The organism is Cellulomonas sp. P1_C4 (genome assembly GCF_056406355.1).
On the sequence record NZ_JBFUAI010000001.1, the window covers coordinates 1 to 20,718 of the forward strand.

The 20,718-nt window shown below is 73.3% G+C and carries 23 protein-coding genes; 15 read left to right on the forward strand and 8 right to left on the reverse strand.

Annotation, left to right across the window (positions count from 1 at the left end; all coding sequences use genetic code 11):
- Window positions 1–2,407, reverse strand: a 2,407-nt coding sequence (locus AC1DYZ_RS00005) for a penicillin-binding protein (RefSeq protein WP_477063178.1), incomplete at its 3' end; no start/stop codon positions are given.
- A 241-nt stretch (window positions 2,408–2,648) separates the two neighbouring features.
- Between AC1DYZ_RS00005 and AC1DYZ_RS00010 the strand changes: the two genes are divergently transcribed.
- The 3 genes from AC1DYZ_RS00010 to AC1DYZ_RS00020 are packed head-to-tail and all read left to right on the forward strand — an operon-like array spanning window position 2,649 to window position 3,637.
- Window positions 2,649–2,942 (forward strand): WhiB family transcriptional regulator, encoded by a 294-nt coding sequence (locus tag AC1DYZ_RS00010; RefSeq protein WP_456823397.1) that lies wholly within the window; start codon window positions 2,649–2,651, stop codon window positions 2,940–2,942.
- 42 nt (window positions 2,943–2,984) lie between these two features.
- Window positions 2,985–3,143 carry a DUF4177 domain-containing protein gene (locus AC1DYZ_RS00015; protein WP_146847999.1) on the forward strand — a complete coding sequence of 53 codons (159 nt, stop codon included), beginning with the start codon at window positions 2,985–2,987 and terminating at the stop codon, window positions 3,141–3,143.
- On the forward strand, window positions 3,143–3,637 hold the full coding sequence (locus AC1DYZ_RS00020) for a RidA family protein (RefSeq protein ID WP_477063179.1): 495 nt from the start codon (window positions 3,143–3,145) through the stop codon (window positions 3,635–3,637). Before AC1DYZ_RS00015 ends, AC1DYZ_RS00020 begins: the two co-directional genes overlap by 1 nt.
- Window positions 3,638–3,655: 18 nt before the next feature.
- Here the strand turns inward: AC1DYZ_RS00020 and AC1DYZ_RS00025 are convergent, their stop codons facing one another.
- On the reverse strand, window positions 3,656–4,333 hold the full coding sequence (locus AC1DYZ_RS00025) for a Crp/Fnr family transcriptional regulator (RefSeq protein WP_456823399.1): 678 nt from the start codon (window positions 4,331–4,333) through the stop codon (window positions 3,656–3,658).
- A gap of 131 nt (window positions 4,334–4,464) precedes the next feature.
- Window positions 4,465–4,881, reverse strand: coding sequence for a hypothetical protein (locus AC1DYZ_RS00030; protein ID WP_477063180.1), 417 nt, complete (start codon window positions 4,879–4,881; stop codon window positions 4,465–4,467).
- Window positions 4,882–5,057: 176 nt separating this feature from the next.
- On the opposite strand from AC1DYZ_RS00030, the gene nth reads away from it, so the two are divergent.
- Window positions 5,058–5,756: an endonuclease III gene (gene nth / locus AC1DYZ_RS00035; protein WP_477063181.1), complete on the forward strand. Its 699-nt coding sequence runs from the start codon at window positions 5,058–5,060 to the stop codon at window positions 5,754–5,756.
- A 6-nt stretch (window positions 5,757–5,762) separates the two neighbouring features.
- Here the strand turns inward: nth and AC1DYZ_RS00040 are convergent, their stop codons facing one another.
- The 3 genes from AC1DYZ_RS00040 to AC1DYZ_RS00050 all read right to left on the reverse strand — a co-directional run bounded on the left by AC1DYZ_RS00040 (window position 5,763) and on the right by AC1DYZ_RS00050 (window position 8,782).
- A complete protein-coding gene (locus AC1DYZ_RS00040) occupies window positions 5,763–6,695 on the reverse strand; it encodes an alpha/beta fold hydrolase (protein WP_477063182.1) in 933 nt (310 codons plus the stop codon).
- Between the two features lie 11 nt (window positions 6,696–6,706).
- Window positions 6,707–7,987 (reverse strand): Na+/H+ antiporter NhaA, encoded by a 1,281-nt coding sequence (gene nhaA / locus AC1DYZ_RS00045; protein WP_477063183.1) that lies wholly within the window; start codon window positions 7,985–7,987, stop codon window positions 6,707–6,709.
- A 66-nt stretch (window positions 7,988–8,053) separates the two neighbouring features.
- On the reverse strand, window positions 8,054–8,782 hold the full coding sequence (locus AC1DYZ_RS00050) for a winged helix-turn-helix transcriptional regulator (RefSeq protein ID WP_477063184.1): 729 nt from the start codon (window positions 8,780–8,782) through the stop codon (window positions 8,054–8,056).
- A 235-nt stretch (window positions 8,783–9,017) separates the two neighbouring features.
- On the opposite strand from AC1DYZ_RS00050, the gene AC1DYZ_RS00055 reads away from it, so the two are divergent.
- Together AC1DYZ_RS00055 and AC1DYZ_RS00060 are read left to right on the forward strand one after the other, a co-directional pair.
- Window positions 9,018–9,752 (forward strand): hypothetical protein, encoded by a 735-nt coding sequence (locus tag AC1DYZ_RS00055; RefSeq protein ID WP_477063185.1) that lies wholly within the window; start codon window positions 9,018–9,020, stop codon window positions 9,750–9,752.
- 310 nt (window positions 9,753–10,062) lie between these two features.
- Window positions 10,063–10,515: a DUF4395 domain-containing protein gene (locus AC1DYZ_RS00060; RefSeq protein ID WP_477063186.1), complete on the forward strand. Its 453-nt coding sequence runs from the start codon at window positions 10,063–10,065 to the stop codon at window positions 10,513–10,515.
- Here the strand turns inward: AC1DYZ_RS00060 and AC1DYZ_RS00065 are convergent.
- Window positions 10,512–10,883: a DsrE family protein gene (locus tag AC1DYZ_RS00065; protein ID WP_456823407.1), complete on the reverse strand. Its 372-nt coding sequence runs from the start codon at window positions 10,881–10,883 to the stop codon at window positions 10,512–10,514. The genes AC1DYZ_RS00060 and AC1DYZ_RS00065 overlap by 4 nt on opposite strands.
- A gap of 179 nt (window positions 10,884–11,062) precedes the next feature.
- Between AC1DYZ_RS00065 and AC1DYZ_RS00070 the strand changes: the two genes are divergently transcribed.
- The 9 genes from AC1DYZ_RS00070 to AC1DYZ_RS00110 all read left to right on the forward strand — a co-directional run bounded on the left by AC1DYZ_RS00070 (window position 11,063) and on the right by AC1DYZ_RS00110 (window position 17,747).
- A complete protein-coding gene (locus AC1DYZ_RS00070; RefSeq protein ID WP_477063187.1) occupies window positions 11,063–11,647 on the forward strand; it encodes a heme-binding beta-barrel domain-containing protein in 585 nt (194 codons plus the stop codon).
- Window positions 11,644–12,840 (forward strand): CAF17-like 4Fe-4S cluster assembly/insertion protein YgfZ, encoded by a 1,197-nt coding sequence (ygfZ, locus tag AC1DYZ_RS00075; protein WP_477063188.1) that lies wholly within the window; start codon window positions 11,644–11,646, stop codon window positions 12,838–12,840. Before AC1DYZ_RS00070 ends, ygfZ begins: the two co-directional genes overlap by 4 nt.
- Before the next feature lie 7 nt (window positions 12,841–12,847).
- On the forward strand, window positions 12,848–13,948 hold the full coding sequence (locus AC1DYZ_RS00080) for an FUSC family protein (RefSeq protein WP_477063189.1): 1,101 nt from the start codon (window positions 12,848–12,850) through the stop codon (window positions 13,946–13,948).
- A gap of 34 nt (window positions 13,949–13,982) precedes the next feature.
- Entirely contained in the window at window positions 13,983–14,249 is a 267-nt protein-coding gene (locus AC1DYZ_RS00085; RefSeq protein WP_477063190.1) for a type II toxin-antitoxin system Phd/YefM family antitoxin, read from the forward strand.
- 1 nt (window position 14,250) lies between these two features.
- On the forward strand, window positions 14,251–14,670 hold the full coding sequence (locus AC1DYZ_RS00090; protein WP_477063191.1) for a type II toxin-antitoxin system VapC family toxin: 420 nt from the start codon (window positions 14,251–14,253) through the stop codon (window positions 14,668–14,670).
- Window positions 14,671–14,689: 19 nt separating this feature from the next.
- Window positions 14,690–15,031, forward strand: coding sequence for a DUF2516 family protein (locus AC1DYZ_RS00095; protein WP_456823413.1), 342 nt, complete (start codon window positions 14,690–14,692; stop codon window positions 15,029–15,031).
- 2 nt (window positions 15,032–15,033) lie between these two features.
- Window positions 15,034–15,990 (forward strand): asparaginase, encoded by a 957-nt coding sequence (locus AC1DYZ_RS00100; RefSeq protein WP_477063192.1) that lies wholly within the window; start codon window positions 15,034–15,036, stop codon window positions 15,988–15,990.
- Window positions 15,987–16,424 (forward strand): D-aminoacyl-tRNA deacylase, encoded by a 438-nt coding sequence (gene dtd / locus AC1DYZ_RS00105; protein ID WP_477063193.1) that lies wholly within the window; start codon window positions 15,987–15,989, stop codon window positions 16,422–16,424. Before AC1DYZ_RS00100 ends, dtd begins: the two co-directional genes overlap by 4 nt.
- A 768-nt stretch (window positions 16,425–17,192) precedes the next feature.
- Window positions 17,193–17,747: an O-acetyl-ADP-ribose deacetylase gene (locus AC1DYZ_RS00110; protein ID WP_477063194.1), complete on the forward strand. Its 555-nt coding sequence runs from the start codon at window positions 17,193–17,195 to the stop codon at window positions 17,745–17,747.
- Window positions 17,748–17,864: 117 nt separating this feature from the next.
- On the opposite strand, the gene AC1DYZ_RS00115 is transcribed toward AC1DYZ_RS00110, so the two are convergent.
- Window positions 17,865–20,633, reverse strand: a complete 2,769-nt coding sequence (locus AC1DYZ_RS00115; RefSeq protein ID WP_477063195.1) for a cation-translocating P-type ATPase — start codon at window positions 20,631–20,633, stop codon at window positions 17,865–17,867.
- Between the last annotated feature and the right edge of the window lie 85 nt (window positions 20,634–20,718).

A 20,718-nucleotide genomic window follows, 5' to 3' on the forward strand; every position in this document is an offset into this window, starting at 1 on the left:
CGCCCGGACCGGGCGGGGCAGGCGGCGCGGGCTGGGCGGGATCGACCGGCGGCGGCGCGACCGGCTGACCGTTGGACAGCGTCAGCGTGACGGCGGTACCGCGGGTGGCCGAGCCGGACGGGTTCTGCGAGGCCACGGTGCCGGCCGGGAGGGCCGACGCCACCTGGGTCGGGTCGACGCTCACGTTGAACCCGGCACCCTTGAGGATGGCGCGGGCGTCGCCCTCGGACTTGCCGACGACCGACGGGATCGGGATCTTCTCGCCGAAGACCAGCTTGTCGTCAGCAGCACCGAAGCCCGGGTTGTCGCCGCCGTCGAGCGCCTGGACGCTGAATCGCTTCCACGTCGGCGCGGCGATCGACGACCCGAAGGCGAACTTGATGTACTTGCCGGCGATCGTGAGCCGCTGCACGGGCGTGAAGCCCTCCTTGTAGCCGACCCACACCGCTGTCGCGAGCTTCGGCGTGTAGCCGACGAACCAGGTCTCCTCGTTGTGGCTCGTCGTGCCCGTCTTGCCGGCGGACGGGAACGGCGGCGCACCGACCGTCTTGGCCGTGCCGTTCCAGACGTTGCTCAGCGCGAAGTTGATCGTGTTGGCGTACTTGGGCTCGATCGCCGCGTGGCAGTTGGCCTGGGGGATCGGCAGCTCGGCGCCGTTGGCGTCCTTGACGCTCGTGATGGCGACCGGCGTGCAGTAGGTGCCGCCGGAGGCGAAGGTCGCGAAGGCCGCGGCCATGGAGAGCGGGGCGACGGAGTCGCTGCCGATGACGTTCGACGGGTTGGTGCCGGGAGTCGACGAGCCGTCGCCCCTCGGCTTCGCCGTGTGCATCCCGAGGTCCTCGGCGCCCTTCATGATGTTGCACATGTCCAGCTGGCTGGCCATTGTCAGGTAGGCGAGGTTGACGGAGTTCTTGGTGGCATCGAGCACGGTCATCATGCCGGCGCCGCCCTCGGAGTTCCCCACGGGCCAGGGCTTGTTCGGGCCCTTCTGGCCGCACGTGGTGAACATGTTCTCGTTCAGCGTGCGCTCCGTGCCGTTGACCTGCTCGTACAGGCTGTGCCCCGACTTGAGCCACTCGAGCAAGGTGAAGGGCTTGAACGTCGAGCCGGGCGCGAAGCCGCCCGAGCCGCCGTACGCGCCGTCGGTGTTGAAGTTGACGGACTCCTCGCGCGTGCCCGGCTGGGCCGCCGCCGCGTAGATGCGGTTCTGCGCCATCGTGAGGATCTTGCCCGAGCCCGGCTCGACCGTGACGATCGAGGTGGCCACGCCCGACGGGTCGTCCACCGGGATGCCGTTCTTGACCTCGGTGTCGGCGAGCGTCTGCAGGCGCGGGTCGAGGGTGGTCGTGATGGTGAGCCCGCCGCGGTAGAGGAGGGACTTGCGCTCCGCGGGGGTCGGGCCGAAGGCGGGGTCGTTGACGATCACCTTGGTGACGTAGTCGCAGAAGTACCCGGAGCCGGCGATGACGTCGCTCGCGCCGACGCACCCCTGCTTGAGGGCGGTGACGTGCAGGGTGTCCGCCAGCGGTGTGGCGATCCCCGCGGCGTACTCGTCCCCCGTGATGTACCCCTGCTGCTTCATGAGCGACAGGACGATGTTGCGGCGGTCCTGCGACTTGTCGGGGTTGAGGACCGGGTCCCACTTGGACGGGCTCTGCGTGATGCCCGCGATGGTGGCGGCCTCGAGGTAGGTGAGGTCCTTGGCCGGCTTGGCGAAGTAGTACTGGGCCGCCGACTCCGCGCCGTACACCGAGGCGCCGAACTGCGCGATGTTCAGGTACTTCTCGAGGATCTGGTCCTTCGTGAGCCGCTTCTCGAGCGAGATGGCGAGCTTGGCCTCACGGAGCTTGCGGGCCACACCCTCGGCGCCGTCGGCCTCGCGTGCCGCGTTGATGGCCGCCAGGCGCTCGGCCTCGGTGTCCTTGGACAGGGCCGCGTCGATGAGGACGTTCTTGACGTACTGCTGCGTCAGGGTCGAGGCGCCCTGCTGCGGGCCGCTCGTCGTCTGGCCCTTGACGAAGGCGCGGAGCATGCCCTGCGGGTCCACGCCGGCGTGCTTGTAGAAGCGCTTGTCCTCGGTCGCGACGACCGCGTGCTGCAGCTGGGGGGAGATCTCGGTCAGCGGGACGACGACCCGGTTCTGGTCGTAGAACGTCGCCAGCAGCGAACCGTCGGCCGCCAGGATGATCGACTTCTCCGGGAGGGTCTGCTCCTGGAGCTCGGTCGGCAGGTCGTCGAAGGCCGTGACGGTCAGGTCGGTCACGCCGTTCGCGGCGGCGACTCCGGGCAGGACCAGTCCGGCGGCGAGCACCCCTGCAACCACCGCGACCAGCACGAAGGACAGCAAGAGGGCCAACGCCTGGAAGACGTTGACCTGTCGGCCGCGCTGGCGCGCAGGGTTCGGCATGCCGTCAGGGTAGTAGGTGCCCCTGTCACCTCTTGTCCGGATCCGACGTCGACACGTCGACCTGCACCGGACCTGCACATGCCGCAGCCCGTGCCTACGACCCCCGCGACTCGGTCACACGTCCATCTGACGATATGACCCGAACGGAGTCTCGCCAGGAAGGGCGTCCGACCGCTAGTTTCCGGGCAGGACTCGGGTGCGGTTGCCACGGCACGCCCCCACGGCGTGTTCAGGAGGATGAGTGACGACACTCGTGCAGGACGCGCACTGGACTGCGCTCGCGGCATGCGGCGCGGGCAAGCTGGCGCCCGACGCGCTCTTCGTCGAGGGTGCCGCCCAGCGTGAGGCGCGCGCGGTCTGCACCGCCTGCCCGGTGCGGCTCGCGTGCCTGGCGGACGCGCTCGACAACCGCATGGACTTCGGGGTGTGGGGCGGCATGACCGAGCGCGAGCGCCGGGCGCTGCTGCGTCGGCGGCCCGAGGTCCGGTCCTGGCGGGCCGAGCTGGTCGGCTCCGACTCCCTCGGCGGCCTGTGAGAGCGCTCCGACTCGTCCGGTGCCCCCGCTAGGGTGACTGCCATGGCAACGACGTGGGAGTACGCGACGATTCCGCTCATCATTCACGCCACCAAGGCGATCCTCGACCAGTGGGGCGCCGACGGGTGGGAGCTCGTCCAGGTGATCCAGGGGCCGGATGCGGGCCTCGTCGCCTACCTCAAGCGGCCCAAGGAGTCCTGATGGGTGCCGCCGCCCGGCTGGCCGAGCTCGGGCTGGAGCTGCCGGAGGTGGCCCTGCCGCTCGCGGCGTACGTGCCGGCCGTCCGCTCGGGCGCCTACGTGTACACGTCCGGCCAGCTGCCGTTCGTCGGGGGCGCGCTGCTCGAGACCGGCAAGGTCGGCGTCGGGGAGGGGCTCGTCAGCCCGGAGGACGCCGCCGGCCACGCCCGGACCTGCGCGCTGAACGCGCTCGCCGCGGTCGCCGCCGTCGTCGCGGCCGAGGGCGGTCCGTCGGGTGCCGACGCGCTCGACCGGATCGTGCACGTGACCAAGGTGGTCGGCTTCGTCGCCAGCGACCCGGCGTTCACCGGGCAGCCCGGGGTCGTCAACGGCGCGAGCGTCCTGCTGCACGAGGTCCTCGGCGGCGCGGGCGTGCACGCCCGGTCCGCGGTCGGGGTCGCGGTGCTGCCGATGGACTCGCCGGTCGAGGTCGAGATCGTCGTCGAGCTGGCCTGAGCCTCGGCGAGCCCGTTCTCAGCGGGCCCTGCGCTCCAGCCGCTCGACGTCGAGCAGCACGACCGCGCGCCCCTCGCGACGGACCCAGCCGCGCGCGGCGAAGTCGGCGAGCGCCTTGTTCACGGTCTCCCGCGAGGCGCCGACGAGCTGCGCGAGCTCCTCCTGCGTCAGGTCGTGCGCCACGCGGATGCCCTCGTCGACGCGCTCGCCGAACCGGGTGGACAGGTCGAGCAGCGCCTTGGCGACGCGACCGGGGACGTCCGAGAACACCAGGTCCGCGAGGGCCTCGTTGGTGCGCCGCAGCCGACGGGCGAGCGCCTGGAGCAGGTGCTGGGCGACGGTGGGCTTGTCCTGGAGCCAGCGGATGAGGTCGCTGTGCCCGAGCTCGAGCACGACGGCGTCGGCGACGACGGTCGCGGTCGCGGTGCGCGGGCCGGGGTCGAACAGGCTCAGCTCGCCGAACATCTCGCCCGGGCCGAGCACGGCGAGCAGGTTCTCGCGGCCGTCATTGGAGCGTCGGCCGAGCTTGATCTTGCCCTCGCGCACGACGTAGAGCCGGTCTCCGGGCTCGCCCTCGTGGAAGAGCGCGTCGCCGCGGGCGAAGTCGATCGCCTTCATCGTCGCGACGAGCGCCTCCGACGCCTCCGGGTCGAGACCGGCGAACAGCGGCGCCGACAGCACGATGTCGTCCTCCACGGGGACACCTCACCTTTCTGGCCGCGCGCTGCCCGGATCGTCCCGGTGGCGGCATCGTTCATGACTGAGCACAGACGGACCGACCGCTGGTCAGCGGCTTGATCCGCCCTCAGTCTGCCCCATGGTGGGTGTCATCCGCGGCCCAGAGCGTCCCGCAGCCCGACGACGACCACGTCGGGGTCGACCGCCAGGCGTGCGATGAGGCGGTCGGTGGCGCGGACGAGGGCCGCGTCGACACCGGCGGCGTACGTGGAGAGCTGGGCGTCGAGGGCGCGGAGCTCGTCGAGCCGGGCGGCGTCGGCGACCGGCTCGGGGCCGCCCAGCACCGAGGCGAGTGCGGCGGGTCGGGGAACCCCGACGCCGACCTCGAGCGGCAGCTGGAAGGCGACGTCCTCGCCGAGGGTCTGCGGGCGCGCCGCCTGGGCCACCGCGAGGTCGAGGCGCGCGCGCACCAGTCGGCGCCACCAGGTGACCCGGGCCTGCTCGGCGCGCAGTGCGCGGCGGTCGAGGCGAAGGTCGCTGACCCGCTGGTCGACGGGTGGCGCCATGGGGCAGGTCCTCCTCAACCGGGCACCTCGCACGGGCGCCATGTCTCGTTTCGGCCCGGTCCAGTCTGACCTTGAGCGGTGATACCTGTGTGCGCCACGGGATCACTCCAAGGGAGCAACCCCGCAGGTCGCAGGCCCCTCCCACGGGTGTGGGCGCCGCGTCGTACGCTGCCACCGTGACCGGCTACGCAGTGGAGTCCGACCTCGCCCGCACCCGCCGTGCTCGTCGCATCGACCGCGCCCTGGCGGTCCGGTACCCCGATGCGCACTGCGAGCTCGACTTCACCTCGCCGTTCGAGCTGCTGGTCGCCACCGTGCTCTCCGCCCAGACCACGGACGTGCGCGTGAACCTCACCACCCCGGTCCTCTTCGCGCGCTACCCGGACGCGGCAGCCCTCGCGGCGGCCAACCCCGAGGAGCTGGAGGAGATCCTGCGGCCGACCGGGTTCTTCCGGGCCAAGGCGAAGTCGGTGATGGGTCTGTCCCGGGAGCTGGTCGAGCGGTTCGGCGGGGAGGTCCCCGGACGGATGAAGGACCTGGTGACGCTCCCGGGGGTCGGGCGCAAGACCGCCAACGTGGTGCTCGGGAACGCGTTCGGCGTCCCGGGCATCACGACGGACACGCACGTCATGCGGCTGTCGAAGCGGCTGGGCTACACCGAGAGCGACGACCCTCTGGTGGTGGAGAAGGAGCTCGACGCGCTGATCCCGCGCAAGGACTGGGCCATGGCGTCGCACCGGCTGATCTTCCACGGGCGGCGCACCTGCTTCGCGCGCAAGCCGGCGTGCGGCGCGTGCCCGGTCGCGTCGATGTGCCCGTCGGCCGGCATCGGGGAGATCGACCCCGTGAAGGCCCTCGCGATGGTCAAGGGGTAGATCGCGTCAGGCCGGTGCGACCGTCCGCAGCCACGTCAGCAGCAGGTCCGTGACGAGCTCGGGGGCCTCTTCGGCGAGGTAGTGACCCACCGACGGCAGGAGCTCGAACTCGTAGCGCGGTCCGATCACCGCCGCCGTGTCGCGGGAGAGCGCGGCCCGGGCCGGGGGCCGGAGCCCGTCGCGGCCGCCGTGCAGCTGGAGCACGGGCAGCGGCCGGGTCTGCTCGAGCGCCGCGTGGTAGCGCCGGCCGTCGAGGCGGGGCATCGAGCGGACCAGCCAGCGCAGCTGCTCCATCTGGCTGTGCGCGGCGAACGGGACGTTGGCCGCGGAGCGGTACGTGCGCTCGGTCTCGGCGTCGAGCCAGCCGGGCGTCCCGCCCCACTCGCGCAGCAGCCGGGTGACCAGGTCGCCCTCCATGAGCGCACGTTCGGGGAACGACGGCAGCTGCACGAACGCCAGCCGCCGGACCGCCGACGCCCGCATCGCCGCGCGGGGGTGGCCACGGGTGTCCAGAGGGTGAGGGGCCGCCAGCGGCGCGATCGCGCGCACGCGGTCGGGGTGCAGGCCGGCCATCGCCCACGCGATCTCGCCGCCCGTCCCGCTGCCGACGACCACCGCGTCGGCGGCGCCGAGGGACTGGATCACCCCGGCGACGTCGGCGGCGAGCGTCGGGACGTCGTACCCCTGCGGGGGCTTGTCGGAGCCGCCGGTGCCGCGGACGTCCATCGCGGCCACGCGATAGCCCGCGTCGGCCAGCGGCGGCAGCTGGTGACGCCACGCCCACCAGAACTCGGGCACGCCGTGCAGCAGCACGACCAGCGGTGCGTCGCGGTCATCAGGTCCGGCGACGGCGACGTGGAAACGTGCGCCGTTCGCGGCCACGAACCGGTGCTCCCAGGGGCCGTCGATGAGGAGCGAGGCAGAGTCGACGGTGCTCATCGGAGCCGAACCTACCCGGTCCCGTCGGTCTCCGGGCCAGCGATTGCGGCCACGCGCGCGTGATGTCGGTCCCGCTGGTAGAGGGCGGCGCCGCCGAGCACGGCCGCGACGAGCGACGCGATGAGCACCGAGACGATCACGTGCTCGTCCTGCGGGCTGCCGGCGCCGAACGCGAGCTCGCCCACCAGCAGCGACACCGTGAACCCGATGCCGCCCAGCAGCCCGACGGCCCCGACGTCGGCCCAGCCGAGGCCCGGCGCGAGCGAGGCGCGCGTGAAGCGGGCGACCAGGTACGTGGCGCCGAGGATGCCGAGCGGCTTGCCCACGACGAGCCCGAGCGCGACGCCCTGCGCCACCGGGTCGGCGAACGTCGTCTGCAGCGCGCCGGCGGTCAGGGTCACCCCGGCGGCGAACAGCGCGAAGACCGGCACCGCGATGCCGGCGGACAGGGGTCGCCACGCGTGCTCCCAGCGCTCGGCCAGCGACTCCGACGGGAGGGCAGACAGCCGGAGCGCCTTCCGGGTCGACTCCTGTGACCCGGGCACGACGAGCCCCAGCGCGACGCCGGCGATGGTCGCGTGCACCCCCGATGCGTGCACCGCGGCCCACGCCACCAGCCCGAGGGGGACCAGCAGCCAGCCGCTGACCCAGCCGCGCCGGATCAGGAGCGCGAAGACGACGACCGTCGCCGCACCGACACCGAGCCAGAGCGCCGAGACGGTGTCGGTGTAGACGACGCCGATGACGATGATCGCGAGCAGGTCGTCGACGACGGCGAGCGTGAGCAGGAACGCGCGCAGGGCGTTGGGCAGGCTCCGGCCGACGATGGCGAGCACGGAGACCGCGAACGCGATGTCCGTCGCCGTCGGCACGGCCCAGCCCCGGGGGACCCCGTCCGCGGCGGTCAGGTTCACCGCCAGGTAGAGGATCGCGGGGACGGCCATGCCGCCGATGGCCGCCACGATCGGGACGACGGCCGTGCGCAGGTTCCGCAGCTCGCCGGCGACTATCTCGCGCTTGAGCTCGAGGCCGACGACGAAGAAGAAGATGGCCAGCAGGCCGTCGGTCGCCCACGTGGCCACGGTGAGGTCGAGGTGCAGCGCCGCGGGGCCAATGACCGTGTCCGAGACCGTGGCGTAGGACGCGGGGGCCACGTTCGCCCAGAGGAGGGCGACCACGGTGGCGGAGAGCAGGAGCGCGCCGCCGACGCGCTCCTCCCGCAACGTGTCGAGCAGGTTGCGCTCGGAGCCGGGGGAGAGGGCGGCAAAGAGGCGGCTGGCGGGCGTGGACACGGATGGACCTCCGGGCGGTCTGGGCGCCGACCAGGTCCCCGGCTCACCGGGAGCCAGGCTAGCGGGCTAGGCGTCCGCGGGCTCGGGAACCTCGGAGCGCCCGTCGACCGCGTTGCGGCGGTCCTTGGGCGGGTCGAAGCGGTAGCCGACGTTGCGCACGGTGCCGATGAGCTGCTCGTGCTCCGGGCCGAGCTTGGCGCGCAGCCGTCGCACGTGCACGTCGACCGTCCGCGTGCCTCCGTAGTAGTCGTAGCCCCAGACCTCCTGCAGCAGCTGGGCGCGGGTGAACACGCGCCCCGGGTGCTGCACCAGGTACTTGAGGAGCTCGAACTCCTTGTAGGTGAGGTCGAGCGGTCGACCGCGCAGCCGGGCGGTGTAGCCGCCGGCGTCGATGGTGAGCTCGCCCGACGAGATCTCCTGGGGCGAGTCGTCGTACCCGGCGGTGGCGGCGCGCTCCATGACGAGCCGGAACCGCGTCTCGACCTCGGCCGGGTTGGCCGTCTCCAGGATGATGTCGTCCGCGCCCCACTCGGCGGTGACGACCGTGAGGCCGCCCTCGGTCAGCACGAGGATCAGGGGCACGGTCAGGCCCGTCGCGCGCAGCAGGCGGCACGTGGTCCTGGCGGTGACCAGGTCACGCCGGGCGTCGAGCACGACGATGTCCGCGTCCGGTGCATCCACGAGAGCCGACGGCTCGACGGGGAGTACACGGACACGGTGGGACAACAGACCGAGGGCCGGGAGCACCTGGGCGGAGCCCCCGGACGCTGGAGTGAGCAGCAGCAGATCTGCCACCTGGGACCTCCCCGCGTGCGAGTGGGGGCCACGGTACCGCGCGCGTCGGCCACGTTGCGCCCGTATGTCGAGGGATGGCGTCACAGGTCTGTGCGCGCGTCCGCCGTAACGCGAGGGAAATCGCGACGAGATGCGACAATCGGCGGCGTGCTCCTCCCCTCCCTGCAGGCCGCCCGCCTGCGCGCGCTCCCGCACCGGTCGCCACTGACCCCGGTCGCGGGACGGTAGGGGACCCATGCAGCTCGCCACCCGCGCGGTCGTCACGGCCGCGCTCGCCGCTGCCGTGGCCGTCGCCGGATACTTCGGCGGCCTCGCGCTGAGCATCTCCGCCGCGGTCCTCGCGGTGGTGTTCGCCCTGGGCTGGCCCGCGCTCGCCGGCCTGCCCTTCGTGGTCGGCTCGGCCACCGTCGTGGCCCTCGGCGGGGTCGGCGCGGTCGCCGTCGTGCACCTCACTGACACCCAGCCCTTCCTGCGCTACCTGCCCGTGGTGTTCGCCGCCGCGATCCTGCTGGCCTTCGTCAGCGAGCTCCTGCGGCGCGATGGGCGCACGCGGCTGGTCGAGTCCGTCTCCGGGACCGTGGCCGGGACTCTCGTGGCGGTCGCCGTGGCGGGCTGGGTCGCCATCGGCCGGACGCCCGGCGGCGAGCACCTCGTGGTCGTCGGTGCGCTGGCGCTCGCGGTCGGGTCCGCCGTCGTGGCGCTGCACCTGGCCCGGTGGATCGGAGCGCTGGTCACCGCAGGCGCGGCGGCCGGTGCGGGCGCCCTGGGCGGTCTCCTGCTGCCCGGGCTCGACCCCCTGGCCGGTGCGCTGCTCGGCCTGGCGGTGGGCATCTTGGTCGCCACCCTGCACGCCCTGTTCGACCAGCTGCCGTCGCTCGAGAAGCGCTGGCCMTCGCTCGCCGCGGTGACGCTGCCCGTGACCGTGACCGGCATCCTCGTGTACGTCGTCGGCCGGGTGCTGGTCGGCTGACCCGGCCGCCCGTGCGGCGGGCGCCMACACGGCGAGATGGACATGGTGCCGACGGTCGGTCCCGTGCGACTCTTCAGCACGATGCGCACCCCGACTCTCCTGCCGCTCGACGCCTCCCGCGTCGCGCCCGGGTGTGCCCCGGACCGCCCCGGCGGGCTCAGCGCGCCGGCGTCCTGTCCGGGCGAGGTCCCCGCCGCCTGACGGCCGGCCCCTTCGAGGGCGATCGGCCGGGCGCGCTGCGACCTCGGCCCCCGGGTCGGCCCCCCCGCCGATCGACGGCCCCACCTCTGTCCCCTCCCCAGGAGTCCCCATGAGCACGCCCAGCATCCCCGCCGGTATCGATCCCCGCGGCCCGCGGTTCGGCGCCGCCCTCACGCTCGTCCTGCTGATCGTCGTCCTGCTGCTCGGCACGACACCCGCGGCCTACGCGGTGCTCGCCGTGGTCGTCGCGAGCTTCGCCCTCGGGGCGTTCGGCGGCGTCGGCCGGACCTGGCAGGCGTGGGTGTTCAAGAAGGTCGTCCGCCCGCGCCTGGCCCCGCCGACCGAGCTCGAGGACCCGCGCCCGCCGACGTTCGCGCAGCTGGTCGGCCTGATCATCACGGGTGCCGGGCTGCTGCTCGGGCTGCTCGGGGTCAGCGCCGCCGTCCCCGTCGCCGCCGCGCTCGCCCTCGTCGCGGCGTTCCTCAACGCGGTGTTCGGCCTGTGCCTCGGCTGCGAGCTGTACCTGCTGGGCCTGCGGGTGCGCGCGGGACGGACCGCCTAGTAGACGAGGGCCTGCGCCCGGTCCGCCAGGGCCTCCTCGACGAACACCGCAGCACCCGCGATCCGCACGCCCGGCAGGACGTGCTCCGGGCCGATGCCGCGACGGGCAGCGCACTGCGTGCACACGGTCACGCGCCCGCCCTCGAGCACCATCGCCAGCAGGTCGGCCAGCGGCGTCGCGTGCTCCAGGACGAGGTCGTCGGCACGCCCGGGCAGGGCGAACCACGCCGACTCGCCCGTGAGCCACAGGCTCACCTCGGCGCCGGCGGCGACGGCCGCGGCGGCGACCGTGAACGCCTGGTTGGCCGCCTCCGGGCGGTCGGTACCGGACGTGGTCTTGATCACGAGTGGGCGTGGCGTGGGGGTCATCGGAACAGGCTAGGGGTGCGCGCTCGTTAGGATCGTCGGCATGACTGCGCTCGAGGGAGTCTTCATCGGCCTGCTGGTCGCGGCGACGCTGACGATCGGCTGGTTCGCCTGCTTCGTCGTCTACCGGCTCTACAAGGGCCAGCGCTGAACTTCGTGCCTTGATGCTGGGAGGCCCGTCCATGCCGTTCGTCCTGCCTGATCCCGAGGGCCTCGCCCCCGAGGTGTACCCGCTGGCGTGGCTGCTCGGCACGTGGCGCGGCGAGGGTGTGGTCGACTACCCCGGCATCGACGAGGCGACGTTCACGCAGGAGATCGTCATCGACAGCGACGGCGGCCCGTACCTGTCGTACACGTCGACCATCCGGCTGGTCAGGGCGCCCTCCGACACGGCCGCCCTCGAGAACGAGCCCCCGGCCCCGGTCTGGCAGACCGAGTCCGGCTTCTGGCGCATCCCGCCTGAGCGGCCCACCGACTGGGGGCTCACGCAGGACCAGCACCCCGTCGAGCTGCTGGTGGCGGACCCGTCCGGTCACGTCGCCCTCTACATCGGCGCCGTCGGCAAGGGGCGCATCGACCTGGTCAGCGACGCGATCGTGCGGACGGCCTCCGGTGCCGCCGTCAGCGCCGGCAAGCGCCTGTACGGCCTGGTGAACGGCGAGCTCATGTGGGCCCACGACATCGCCGCGTTCGGGCACCCCATGCAGTCCTACGCCTCGGGCCGCCTCGCGCGGGTCGAGGCCCTCACCGACGACGAGGCCTCATGACCACCGACGCGACCGTCGAGACGAACCCCGGCCTGCCCCAGCACGGCGAGCCCCCCCGCCACAGCAGCCCGCTGCTCGCCCGGCACGGTGCGGTCCGTGCGTCCGGTCCCGACGACGGGGTCGCCTGGCACTACGGCGACCCGACCGCCGAGCAGCGCGCCCTCTCGCGCGGCGGTGCCGTGGTCGACCAGTCGAGCCTCGGTGTGGTCACCGTCACCGGTCCCGACCGGCTGAGCTGGCTGAACTCGATCACGTCGCAGGAGCTGACCACCCTCGCGCCGCGCACGTCGACCGAGCTGCTCGTGCTCAGCCCCCAGGGGCACGTCGAGCACGCGGCGGGCGTGGTCGACGACGGCGAGACCACGTGGCTGCTCACCGAGACGCCGATCGCGCTGGCCGCGTGGCTGAACCGCATGAAGTTCATGCTGCGGGTCGAGATCGCGGACGCGACCGACGACTGGGCGGCCATCGGCGAGCCCGTCGACGCCGAGGGCACGCCCGACGAGCCGGTCACCTGGCGCGACCCGTGGCCCACCACGGCCGTCGGCGGCACGCGCTACGGGCCGGCCGACGACGAGCACCCCGGGGCCGACCGCGCCTGGCGGCTGGTGCTGGTGCCGCGTGACCGACTGGTCGAGGAGGTGCGCGCGCGGGAGGCCGCCGGCTGGCCGCTCGTCGGCACCTGGGCCAGCGAGGCCGCGCGCGTCGAGGCGTGGCGCCCCCGGGCGTCGCACGAGGTCGACCACCGGACCATCCCGCACGAGCTCGACTGGCTGCGCACGGCCGTGCACATGCAGAAGGGGTGCTACCGCGGGCAGGAGACGGTGGCGCGCGTGCACAACCTCGGCCGCCCGCCGCGCCGGCTCGTGATGCTGCACCTCGACGGGTCGGGGCACCTGCTGCCCGAGCCCGGCGCCGCGGTGCACGACGTGGTGAAGACGGACGCCTCGCAGGAGCCCGGGCGGGTGGTCGGGCAGGTCACCACGGTCGCTCGGCACCACGAGCTGGGCCCGGTCGCGCTCGCCGTGGTCAAGCGCTCCACGCCGTCGGACGTCGAGCTCGTGGTCGACAGCGAGGGCGGTGCCGTCGCGGCCGGCCAGGAGCCGATCGTGCCCGGCGACGGCGTGTCCGTGGACCGGCCCGCCGCCCGCGGACCCCTGACCCGCGGCCTGGGGCAGCACCCGATGCTGTGAGGGTCTGGTGACGGACACGACCTCGCGCGCGCGGGTGGTCGTGGAGGCGCGGGTCCGGCAGGGCTGGGCTCGCGTGCGGGCCGCCTGGTTCCCGATCCTCCAGGCGTCCCTGGCCGCGGCCATCGCCTTCGCGATCGCCCGCTACTGGGTGGGCCACCCGTACCCGTTCTTCGCGCCGGTCAGCGCGTGGGTGGCCCTCGGGTTCACCGCGGACCGGTCCCCGCGGCGGGTGGCGGAGCTCGCCGTCGGCGTGGCGATCGGTGTCGCGCTGGGTGACCTGCTCGTGCACCTCATCGGCAACGGCGCCTGGCAGGTGGCCGTCGTGCTGTTCCTCGCGGCGATCATCGCGCGATTCATCGACCGCGGGCAGATGCTCACCACGCAGGCCGGCGTCCAGGCGCTCGTGATCGTCGGGCTGCCCGCGATCACCGCGAGCGGTGGCCCGCTCGGCCGGTGGATCGACGCCGCCGTCGGGGGAGTCGTCGCGCTCGCGGTCGCGGTGCTGACGCCCCGGGACCCGCGCCGGCACCCGCGCGCGCTGGCGCACGCCGCCGTCGAGGAGCTGGCCGGCATGCTGCGGATCCTCGCTCGCGGCCTGCGGTCGGGGTCCACCACGGACGTCGAGGACGCGCTGGTGCGCGGCCGCGCGTCCCAGCCGGCACTCGACGAGTGGTCCGAGATGGCGACCAGCGCCGGCGAGCTGGCGCGCGTGTCGCCGACCATCCGCCGGTACCGCGACGAGCTCGCGGGCCTGGCCGGCAACGCGGTGCTCATCGACCGCGCCATGCGCAACGCCCGGGTGCTGGCGCGCCGCGCGCTGGCCGCCGTCGAGACGCAGACGCACGACATGGCGACGATCGCCGGGCAGGTCGAGGCGACCGCGCGCGCCACCGACGAGCTGGCCTCCGCCCTCGGCTCCGGGCGAGACCCGGAACGCGCGCGCACGCAGCTGCTCGAGGTCTCGCGCGCGCTCGACCCGTTCCTGCTGGCCGCCCGCGACTGGCAGGTGCAGAGCCTCGTGCTGCTGCAGCGCTCGCTCGTCGTCGACCTGCTCGAGGCGGCCGGCGTCTCCCCGCAGGCCGCGCGCGACTCCCTGCCGGAGATCTGACCCGGCAGCCCCGGGTGTTCGGTACCGTCGCTCCGTGGACGTCCCGGTCAGCGCGTTGCGCGCAGAGCTCAAGCAGTGGATCGAGGCCGCCCGCGCGGGGGAGGACGTCGTCATCACGGAGCGGGGGATCCCCGTCGCGCGGCTCAGCGGGATCGCCGCGGCCGACCTGCTGACGAGGCTCGAGCGCGACGGCCTGCTGACGGCGTCGGTACAGACCCGACCGCCGGCCCGCAGCGGCGACCGCACCTCACCGGCGGCGAAGGGCGGGGTCTCCGACCTGGTTCGCCGGCTGCGTCGCTGAGATGGCGGTCGTCTACCTGGACACCAGCGCGCTGGTGAAGCTCTGCGTCGAGGAGCCGGGGTCCGCGCTGGCCGCGGCGCTGTGGGACGGCGCCGACCTGGTGGTCACGTCCCGGCTGGCCGACGCCGAGGTGCGCGCGGTGCTCGAGGGCGGCCGGCGTGCGGGACGGCTGGACGACGAGGCGGCCGCGCACGCGCTCGCGGCGTGGGAGCGCCTGTGGCCCGGGTTGCACGTGCTCGAGCTCCGGGACGAGGTGACGACGTCCGCGGCCGCGCTGGTCGGTCGGCACCCGCTGCGCGCAGCCGACGCGCTGCACCTCGCGTCCGCGCTGGAGCTGCGGTCGCCCGACCTGGTGGTCGCCGCCTGGGACTTGCACCTCGCGGCCGCCGCGCGGGCCGAAGGGCTGCTGGTCGTCCCGTGATGTCTCGTAGGCTCGCCCCGTGATCGGGAGTCTGCAGGTCCTCATCTTCTTCGTCTTCTACATCGCGATCTTCGGGCTGTGCCTGTGGGCGCTCATCGACCTGCTCCGGCGCCCGGCGGCGGCGTTCCCGCGGGCGGGCAAGCTCACCAAGGGCCTGTGGGGGGCGATCGTCGGCGTCGCCACCGCCGTCTCGTTCAGCGTCATCCCGATCCCCGGCGTGCCGCACCTGCCGTCGTTCCTGGCGCTCCTCGCCGCGGTCGGGGGGATCGTCTACCTCGTCGACGTGAAGCCGGCCGTCACGCCGTACTCGGGCGGTCGTGGGGGCCCGCGCGGTCCGAGCGGCCCGTCCGGCGGCTGGTGAGCGTGGCGGACGTCGGCACCGCCGCGGTCCCGCTCGCACGGGTGCTGCGCGGAGGCCTGGTCGAGTCCGTGCACGCCGGGCACGTCGTGGTGCTCGCACCCGACGGGTCCGAGCGCCTCGTGCTCGGCGACGCCGACGTCACAGTGTGGGCGCGGTCCTCGCTCAAGCCGCTGCAGGCCGTCGCGATGCTGCGGGCGGGGCTGGACGTCGACGACGTCTCGCTCGCGCTCGTGTGCGCCAGCCACAACGCCGAGCCGGGACACCTCGAGGTGGTCCGCGCGATCCTCGCGCGCGCCGGCCTGGGGCCGGACGACCTGCGCAACACCCCCGACTGGCCGCTCGACGCGGACTCGGCCTGGCAGTGGCGCGCCGACGGCCACGGCACCGAGCCGCTGACGCAGAACTGCTCGGGCAAGCACGCCGGGATGCTGGCGACCTGCGTGGCCGCGGGCTGGTCCACCGACGACTACCTCGAGCCCGACCACCCGCTGCAGTGCGCCGTGCGCGCGGTGATCGCCGAGCTCACGGGCGTCCCCGTCGACCGCGGCACCATCGACGGGTGCGGCGCCCCGCTGTTCTCGACCACCCTGCGCGGCCTGGCCGGGTCGTTCGGGCGCCTGGCCTCCGCTGATGGTCTCGAGGGGCGCGTCGGCTCCGCGATGTCCGCGCACCCGTGGCACGTCGCCGGGACGGGTCGCGACGCCACGCRGTTCATGGAGGCGGTGCCCGGCCTCGTGGCCAAGGACGGCGCCGACGGCGTCTACGCGGCCGGCCTGCCGGACGGCGGCGCGGTCGCCGTCAAGATCGCCGACGGGTCGGCGCGCCCGCGCCCGGCCGTGCTGGCCGCCGCGCTCGCCGTGGCCGGCGTGGACCCGGCGCTCGTCCAGCCCGTGGGTCTCACCCCGGTGCTCGGCCACGGTGCGCCCGTGGGCGAGGTCGTCGCCACGTTCGGCCCGTGAGGGCGGTCGTCCAGCGCGTCACGCGCGCCTCTGTCACGGTCGACGGCATCGTCGTCGGCGCCATCGACCGTCCCGGGCTGCTGGCGCTGGTGGGGGTGACGCCCGGAGACGGGCCCGCCCAGGTGAGCCTGATCGCCCGGAAGATCGCCGAGCTGCGGATCCTGCGCGACGAGCAGTGCGCGGTCGACGCCGGTGCCCCCGTGCTCGTCGTCAGCCAGTTCACGCTCTACGGCGACACCCGCAAGGGGCGCCGGCCCACATGGAACGCCGCCGCCCCGGGTCCGGTGGCGCAGCCGCTGGTGGACGCCGTGGTGGCGGACCTGCGCGGCCGAGGGCTCGAGGTGGCGACCGGAGTGTTCGGCGCGGACATGGCCGTGGAGCTGGTGAACGACGGGCCGGTGACGATCCTGCTGGAGTCGGTGCCGGACGCCTGACCGGGTTCGCACACGGAAAAGGCCCCTCGGAGTAAGCGTCCGAGGGGCCTTCCCGTGCTCTCAGGTCTTCCGTCACCGGCGGACCGGCGACCGACGCCGCGCTGACGATGCGGCTTCGTCCCGGCACCCGGTGCGCCACCGGTGCCGTCGACCCCGGAGGGAGTCCAGCACCTGCGGCCCGCCACGGGCGGGACGACTGCGAGCAACCGCCCGGTCCGTAGCGACCCCCGCGGCGTCATCCGCGGGTCGCCGTGTTGCCACGGCGATGTGGTCGTCCGTTCTCCGGTCGGCCCGACATCCACAGCCTGTCCACGCCGGTGCCACCTCCCCGAAGGGCGTTCTGCGCCGCCTGCGCGGTGCCCCGGAGGGCTCCGCCGCGTCGAGGTTCCGGCCCTCCCGAGCTGACCTCCACCCCGATCCGGTGATCTCCGAAGAGGCCACCTGACCTGCGGTTTCAGTCGTCCCTGGCGGGATCCTTCACCTGCGGTTCTCGATCTGTCGATCTCGATGTGAGATTTCTAGTCCTGTTCGAGAAGGGGCCACAAGGGCTTCCGGTGGCTTTCTTTGTCCACCGGTTTCCCCACACCCTTGTCCACAGGTTCACCTGCGGAAACATCCGGTTAACACAGGGCTGTGGACAGAATTTGTGGACGGGCCGTGTGTCGTTCACCCGTCTGCGCGACGGCTCCCGTAGCCTGATTCCAGCGAAGGCCCCTCGGAGTAAGCGTCCGAGGGGCCTTGCTGCGTCCGACCCCCGATGATTGCCCCATGCGCATCGAAGCCGTCCAGGGCGACATCACGACGCAGGACGTCGACGTCATCGTCAACGCCGCGAACTCCTCCCTCCTCGGCGGCGGCGGCGTCGACGGAGCGATCCATGCGGCCGCCGGCCCCGAGCTGCTCGCCGCCTGCCGGGAGCTGCGACGGACCACGCTCCCCGACGGGCTGCCCGTGGGCGACGCCGTCGCGACCCCCGGGTTCCGGCTGCCGGCGCGGTGGGTCGTGCACACGGTCGGGCCGAACCGGCACGCAGGCCAGACGGACCCCGTGCTGCTGTCGTCGTGCTTCGCGCGGCCCCTCGAGCTGGCGGTCGAGCTCGGCGCGTCGAGCATCGCGTTCCCGGCCGTGAGCGCGGGGGTGTACGGCTGGGCCGTCGGCGACGTGGCACAGATCGCCGTCCGCACGGTGCGCGCCTGGCGGGAAGGGGCCGACGCGGGCTGGTCCGACGGCCACCCGCGGCCGGACGGCGTCGAGCTCGTGCGGTTCGTGCTCTTCTCGGCGGACGCCCTGGAGGCCTTCCAGGCGGCGCTGAACGGCCGTTAGCGCCGCAGGACGCCGGAACCGCACGGCGTGAGCACGCCGTGCGGTTCCGGGACTACGACCTGCTGGCGCGCCCGCCGCTGAGCGACGAGGCGCCCTGAGCGCTGCGCGTGCGGTGGTTCACGCCCGGGCGCGCKCCGGGCTCACCGTCTCCTGCGTGTTCAGGACCACGGGTGCGGCGGCGCGGCGTCGCTTGACCACCTTGTCGAGCTCCGCGACGACCGGCAGCAGCAGCGCGAGGCCCAGGCAGGCCAGCCACTGCCCACCGGACAGCGACTGCGTCGTGAGCCACCCCTGCAGGAAGTCCAGCTCGGTCGCCAGCACGACGAGGATGACCGGGGCCGAGAGCACCTTCACCGCCGTCAGCAAGGGGGCGGCGAGGCCGGACTCCGGCTCGCGCCGCAGGACCAGCCCGGACAGGACCGAGCCGAGGCCCATGACCACGAATGCCATCGTCATCGACGCCGTCGGGGTGTCGGCGGACGGGGTGTCCGGACCGAACACCAGCGGGATCCCCGAGGAGATGCACAGGACCAGGCCGTAGAGGATCCAGCGGCGAACGGCGTAGCCGTTGCTGATGCCGACCTTCGGGTCGCGCGGCACCCGGTCCATGATCCCGGGGCCGACCGGGTCGAGCATGATCGCGATCACCGGGAACACGGCGACGAAGAAGTTGAGGAACAGCACCATCATCGGGGTCATCGCGACGCCGTCGGCGATGTCGAAGATGCTGGCCGCCAGGAACAGCACCACGAGCCCGATCAGCTGGCTCATCTGGAAGCGGATGTACGCGGTGATCTTCTGGTAGATGCTGCGCCCCAGCTCGACCGCGTGCACCAGGGTGCTGAAGTTGTCGTCGGTGAGCACCAGGCGGGCCGCCTGCTTGGTGACCTCGCTGCCGGAGCCCATCGCGACACCGATGTCGGCCTGCTTGATCGCGGCGGCGTCGTTGACGGCGTCGCCTGTCATGGCGACCACCAGTCCCTGGCGCTGCATGAGCTGGACCAGCCGGAGCTTGTCCTCCGGGGTGACCCGACCGAACACGTGCAGGTTCGGCAGCCGCTCCAGCAGCTCCTCGTCCGTGAGGCTGGCCAGCTCGGGTCCGCTGATCGCTCCCGGGCCGAGGCCCAGCTGCTTGCCGATCGCGCTCGCGGTCACCGCGTGGTCGCCGGTGATCATGCGGACCTCGATGCCGGCCTTCAGGGCGATCTCGACGGCCACCTTGGCGGTGGGCCGCAGCGGGTCGACGATGCCGACCAGCCCGACGAACACGAGCTCCTCGACGTAGGACATCGGGTCGGCGACCAGGGGGGCCTCGTCGGCCGGCGTGAGGAACCGCGTCGCGAAGGCGAGGGTGCGCAGACCCTGCTCGGCGAGCCGCTCCATCTCCGCCTCGATGTCGGCGCGCATGTCCTCCAGCGGGACGGTCTGGCCGGGACCCGCCAGGGCGTGCGTGCAGCGTTGCAGCACGACGTCCGGTCCGCCCTTGACCACCTCGACGAGAGACCGGTCGCCACGCCAGGGCAGCCAGTGGGCCGTCGCCATGAACTTGTACGCCGAGTCGAACGGCACCTCCGCGACGCGGGGGTAGGTCCGGCGGCTCTCCTCCGCGTCGATCCCCAGCTTGGCGGCGAGCACCACGAGTGCGGCCTCGGTCGGGTCGCCGATGACGGCGCCATCATCGGACACCGTCGCGTCGCTGGCCAGGCACAGGCCGTAGGCGAGCGGCGTCAGGTCCGGCACGGCAGCGCCGGCGGTCTGGAGGATCTGGCCCGTCTTCGCGTAGCCGCTGCCCTCGACGGTGAAGTGCTGACCGATCGTGTACAGCGCGGTCACCGTCATCTCGTTGAGAGTCAGCGTCCCCGTCTTGTCGGAGTTGATCGAGCTGGTCGCCCCGAGCGTCTCGACGTCGTTGAGGTTGGCGACGACGGCCTTCGCGTCGGCCAGCTGGCGGGCGCCGTAGGCGAGCATCGCCTGCACGAACGTGGGGAGACCGGTCGGGATCGCGGAGATGGCGACCGCGGTGGCGAGGAACAGCAGGTCGCTCGCCGACTGGCCGCGCAGGACGCCGATGAGCACGATGACCGCGACCGCGCTCCACGCGATGACCCCGAGCACCTTGGTGAGCTTGTCGAGCTCGCGCTGCAGCGGCGACTTCGTCTTCTCCACCGACGACAGCAGCGTGGCGATGGTGCCGATCTGCGTCGTCATGCCCGTCGCGGTGACGAGCATCGTGCCGGTGCCGCGGGTGACCGACGTGTTCTGGAACGCCATGTTGGCGCGGTCGCCGAGCGGGACCTCCTCGTCGGCGAGCGTGATCACGTCCTTGCCGATGGGGGTGCTCTCGCCGGTCAGCGCCGCTTCCTGCGTCTCCATCGTGGCGGTCCGCAGCAGCCGGCCGTCGGCGGGCACGATGTCGCCGGCCTCGAGCTCGACGATGTCGCCGGGCACCAGCTCGTGGGCGGGGATCTGCACCAGGGCACCGTCCCGCCGCACCCGGGACTGCGGCTCTTGCATCGTCGCCAGCGCGTCAACGCTCTTGCGCGCGAGCATCTCCTGGCGGGCGCCGATGACGACGTTGATCACCACCAGGAACCCGACGATGATCGCGGTCGACCCCTGCCCGATGGCCGCGCTCACCGCCGCGACGGCGATGAGCATGATGTTCATCGGGTCGCGCAGCTGCTGGAAGACCACGGACCACACGGACGGCGCAGCCTGCGCGGTCAGGGTGTTCGAGCCGTACCGCTCCCGCCKGGCCGAGACCTCGGCGGCGGACAGGCCCGTCGAKGGATCGGTGACGAGCTCCGCGGTCGCGGCCGCCGGGTCGAGCGCCCACCACCTGGTGGCGGGCGCGGTGGTGGTCGGTGTCTCAGCGATCTCGGTCACGTCAGCTCCTGGCGCGCGGGGGGCCTGCGAGGGCCCCGGCAAAGGGCCCTGCGCAGACGCTATCCCGAGATGCCCGGATCGTCTG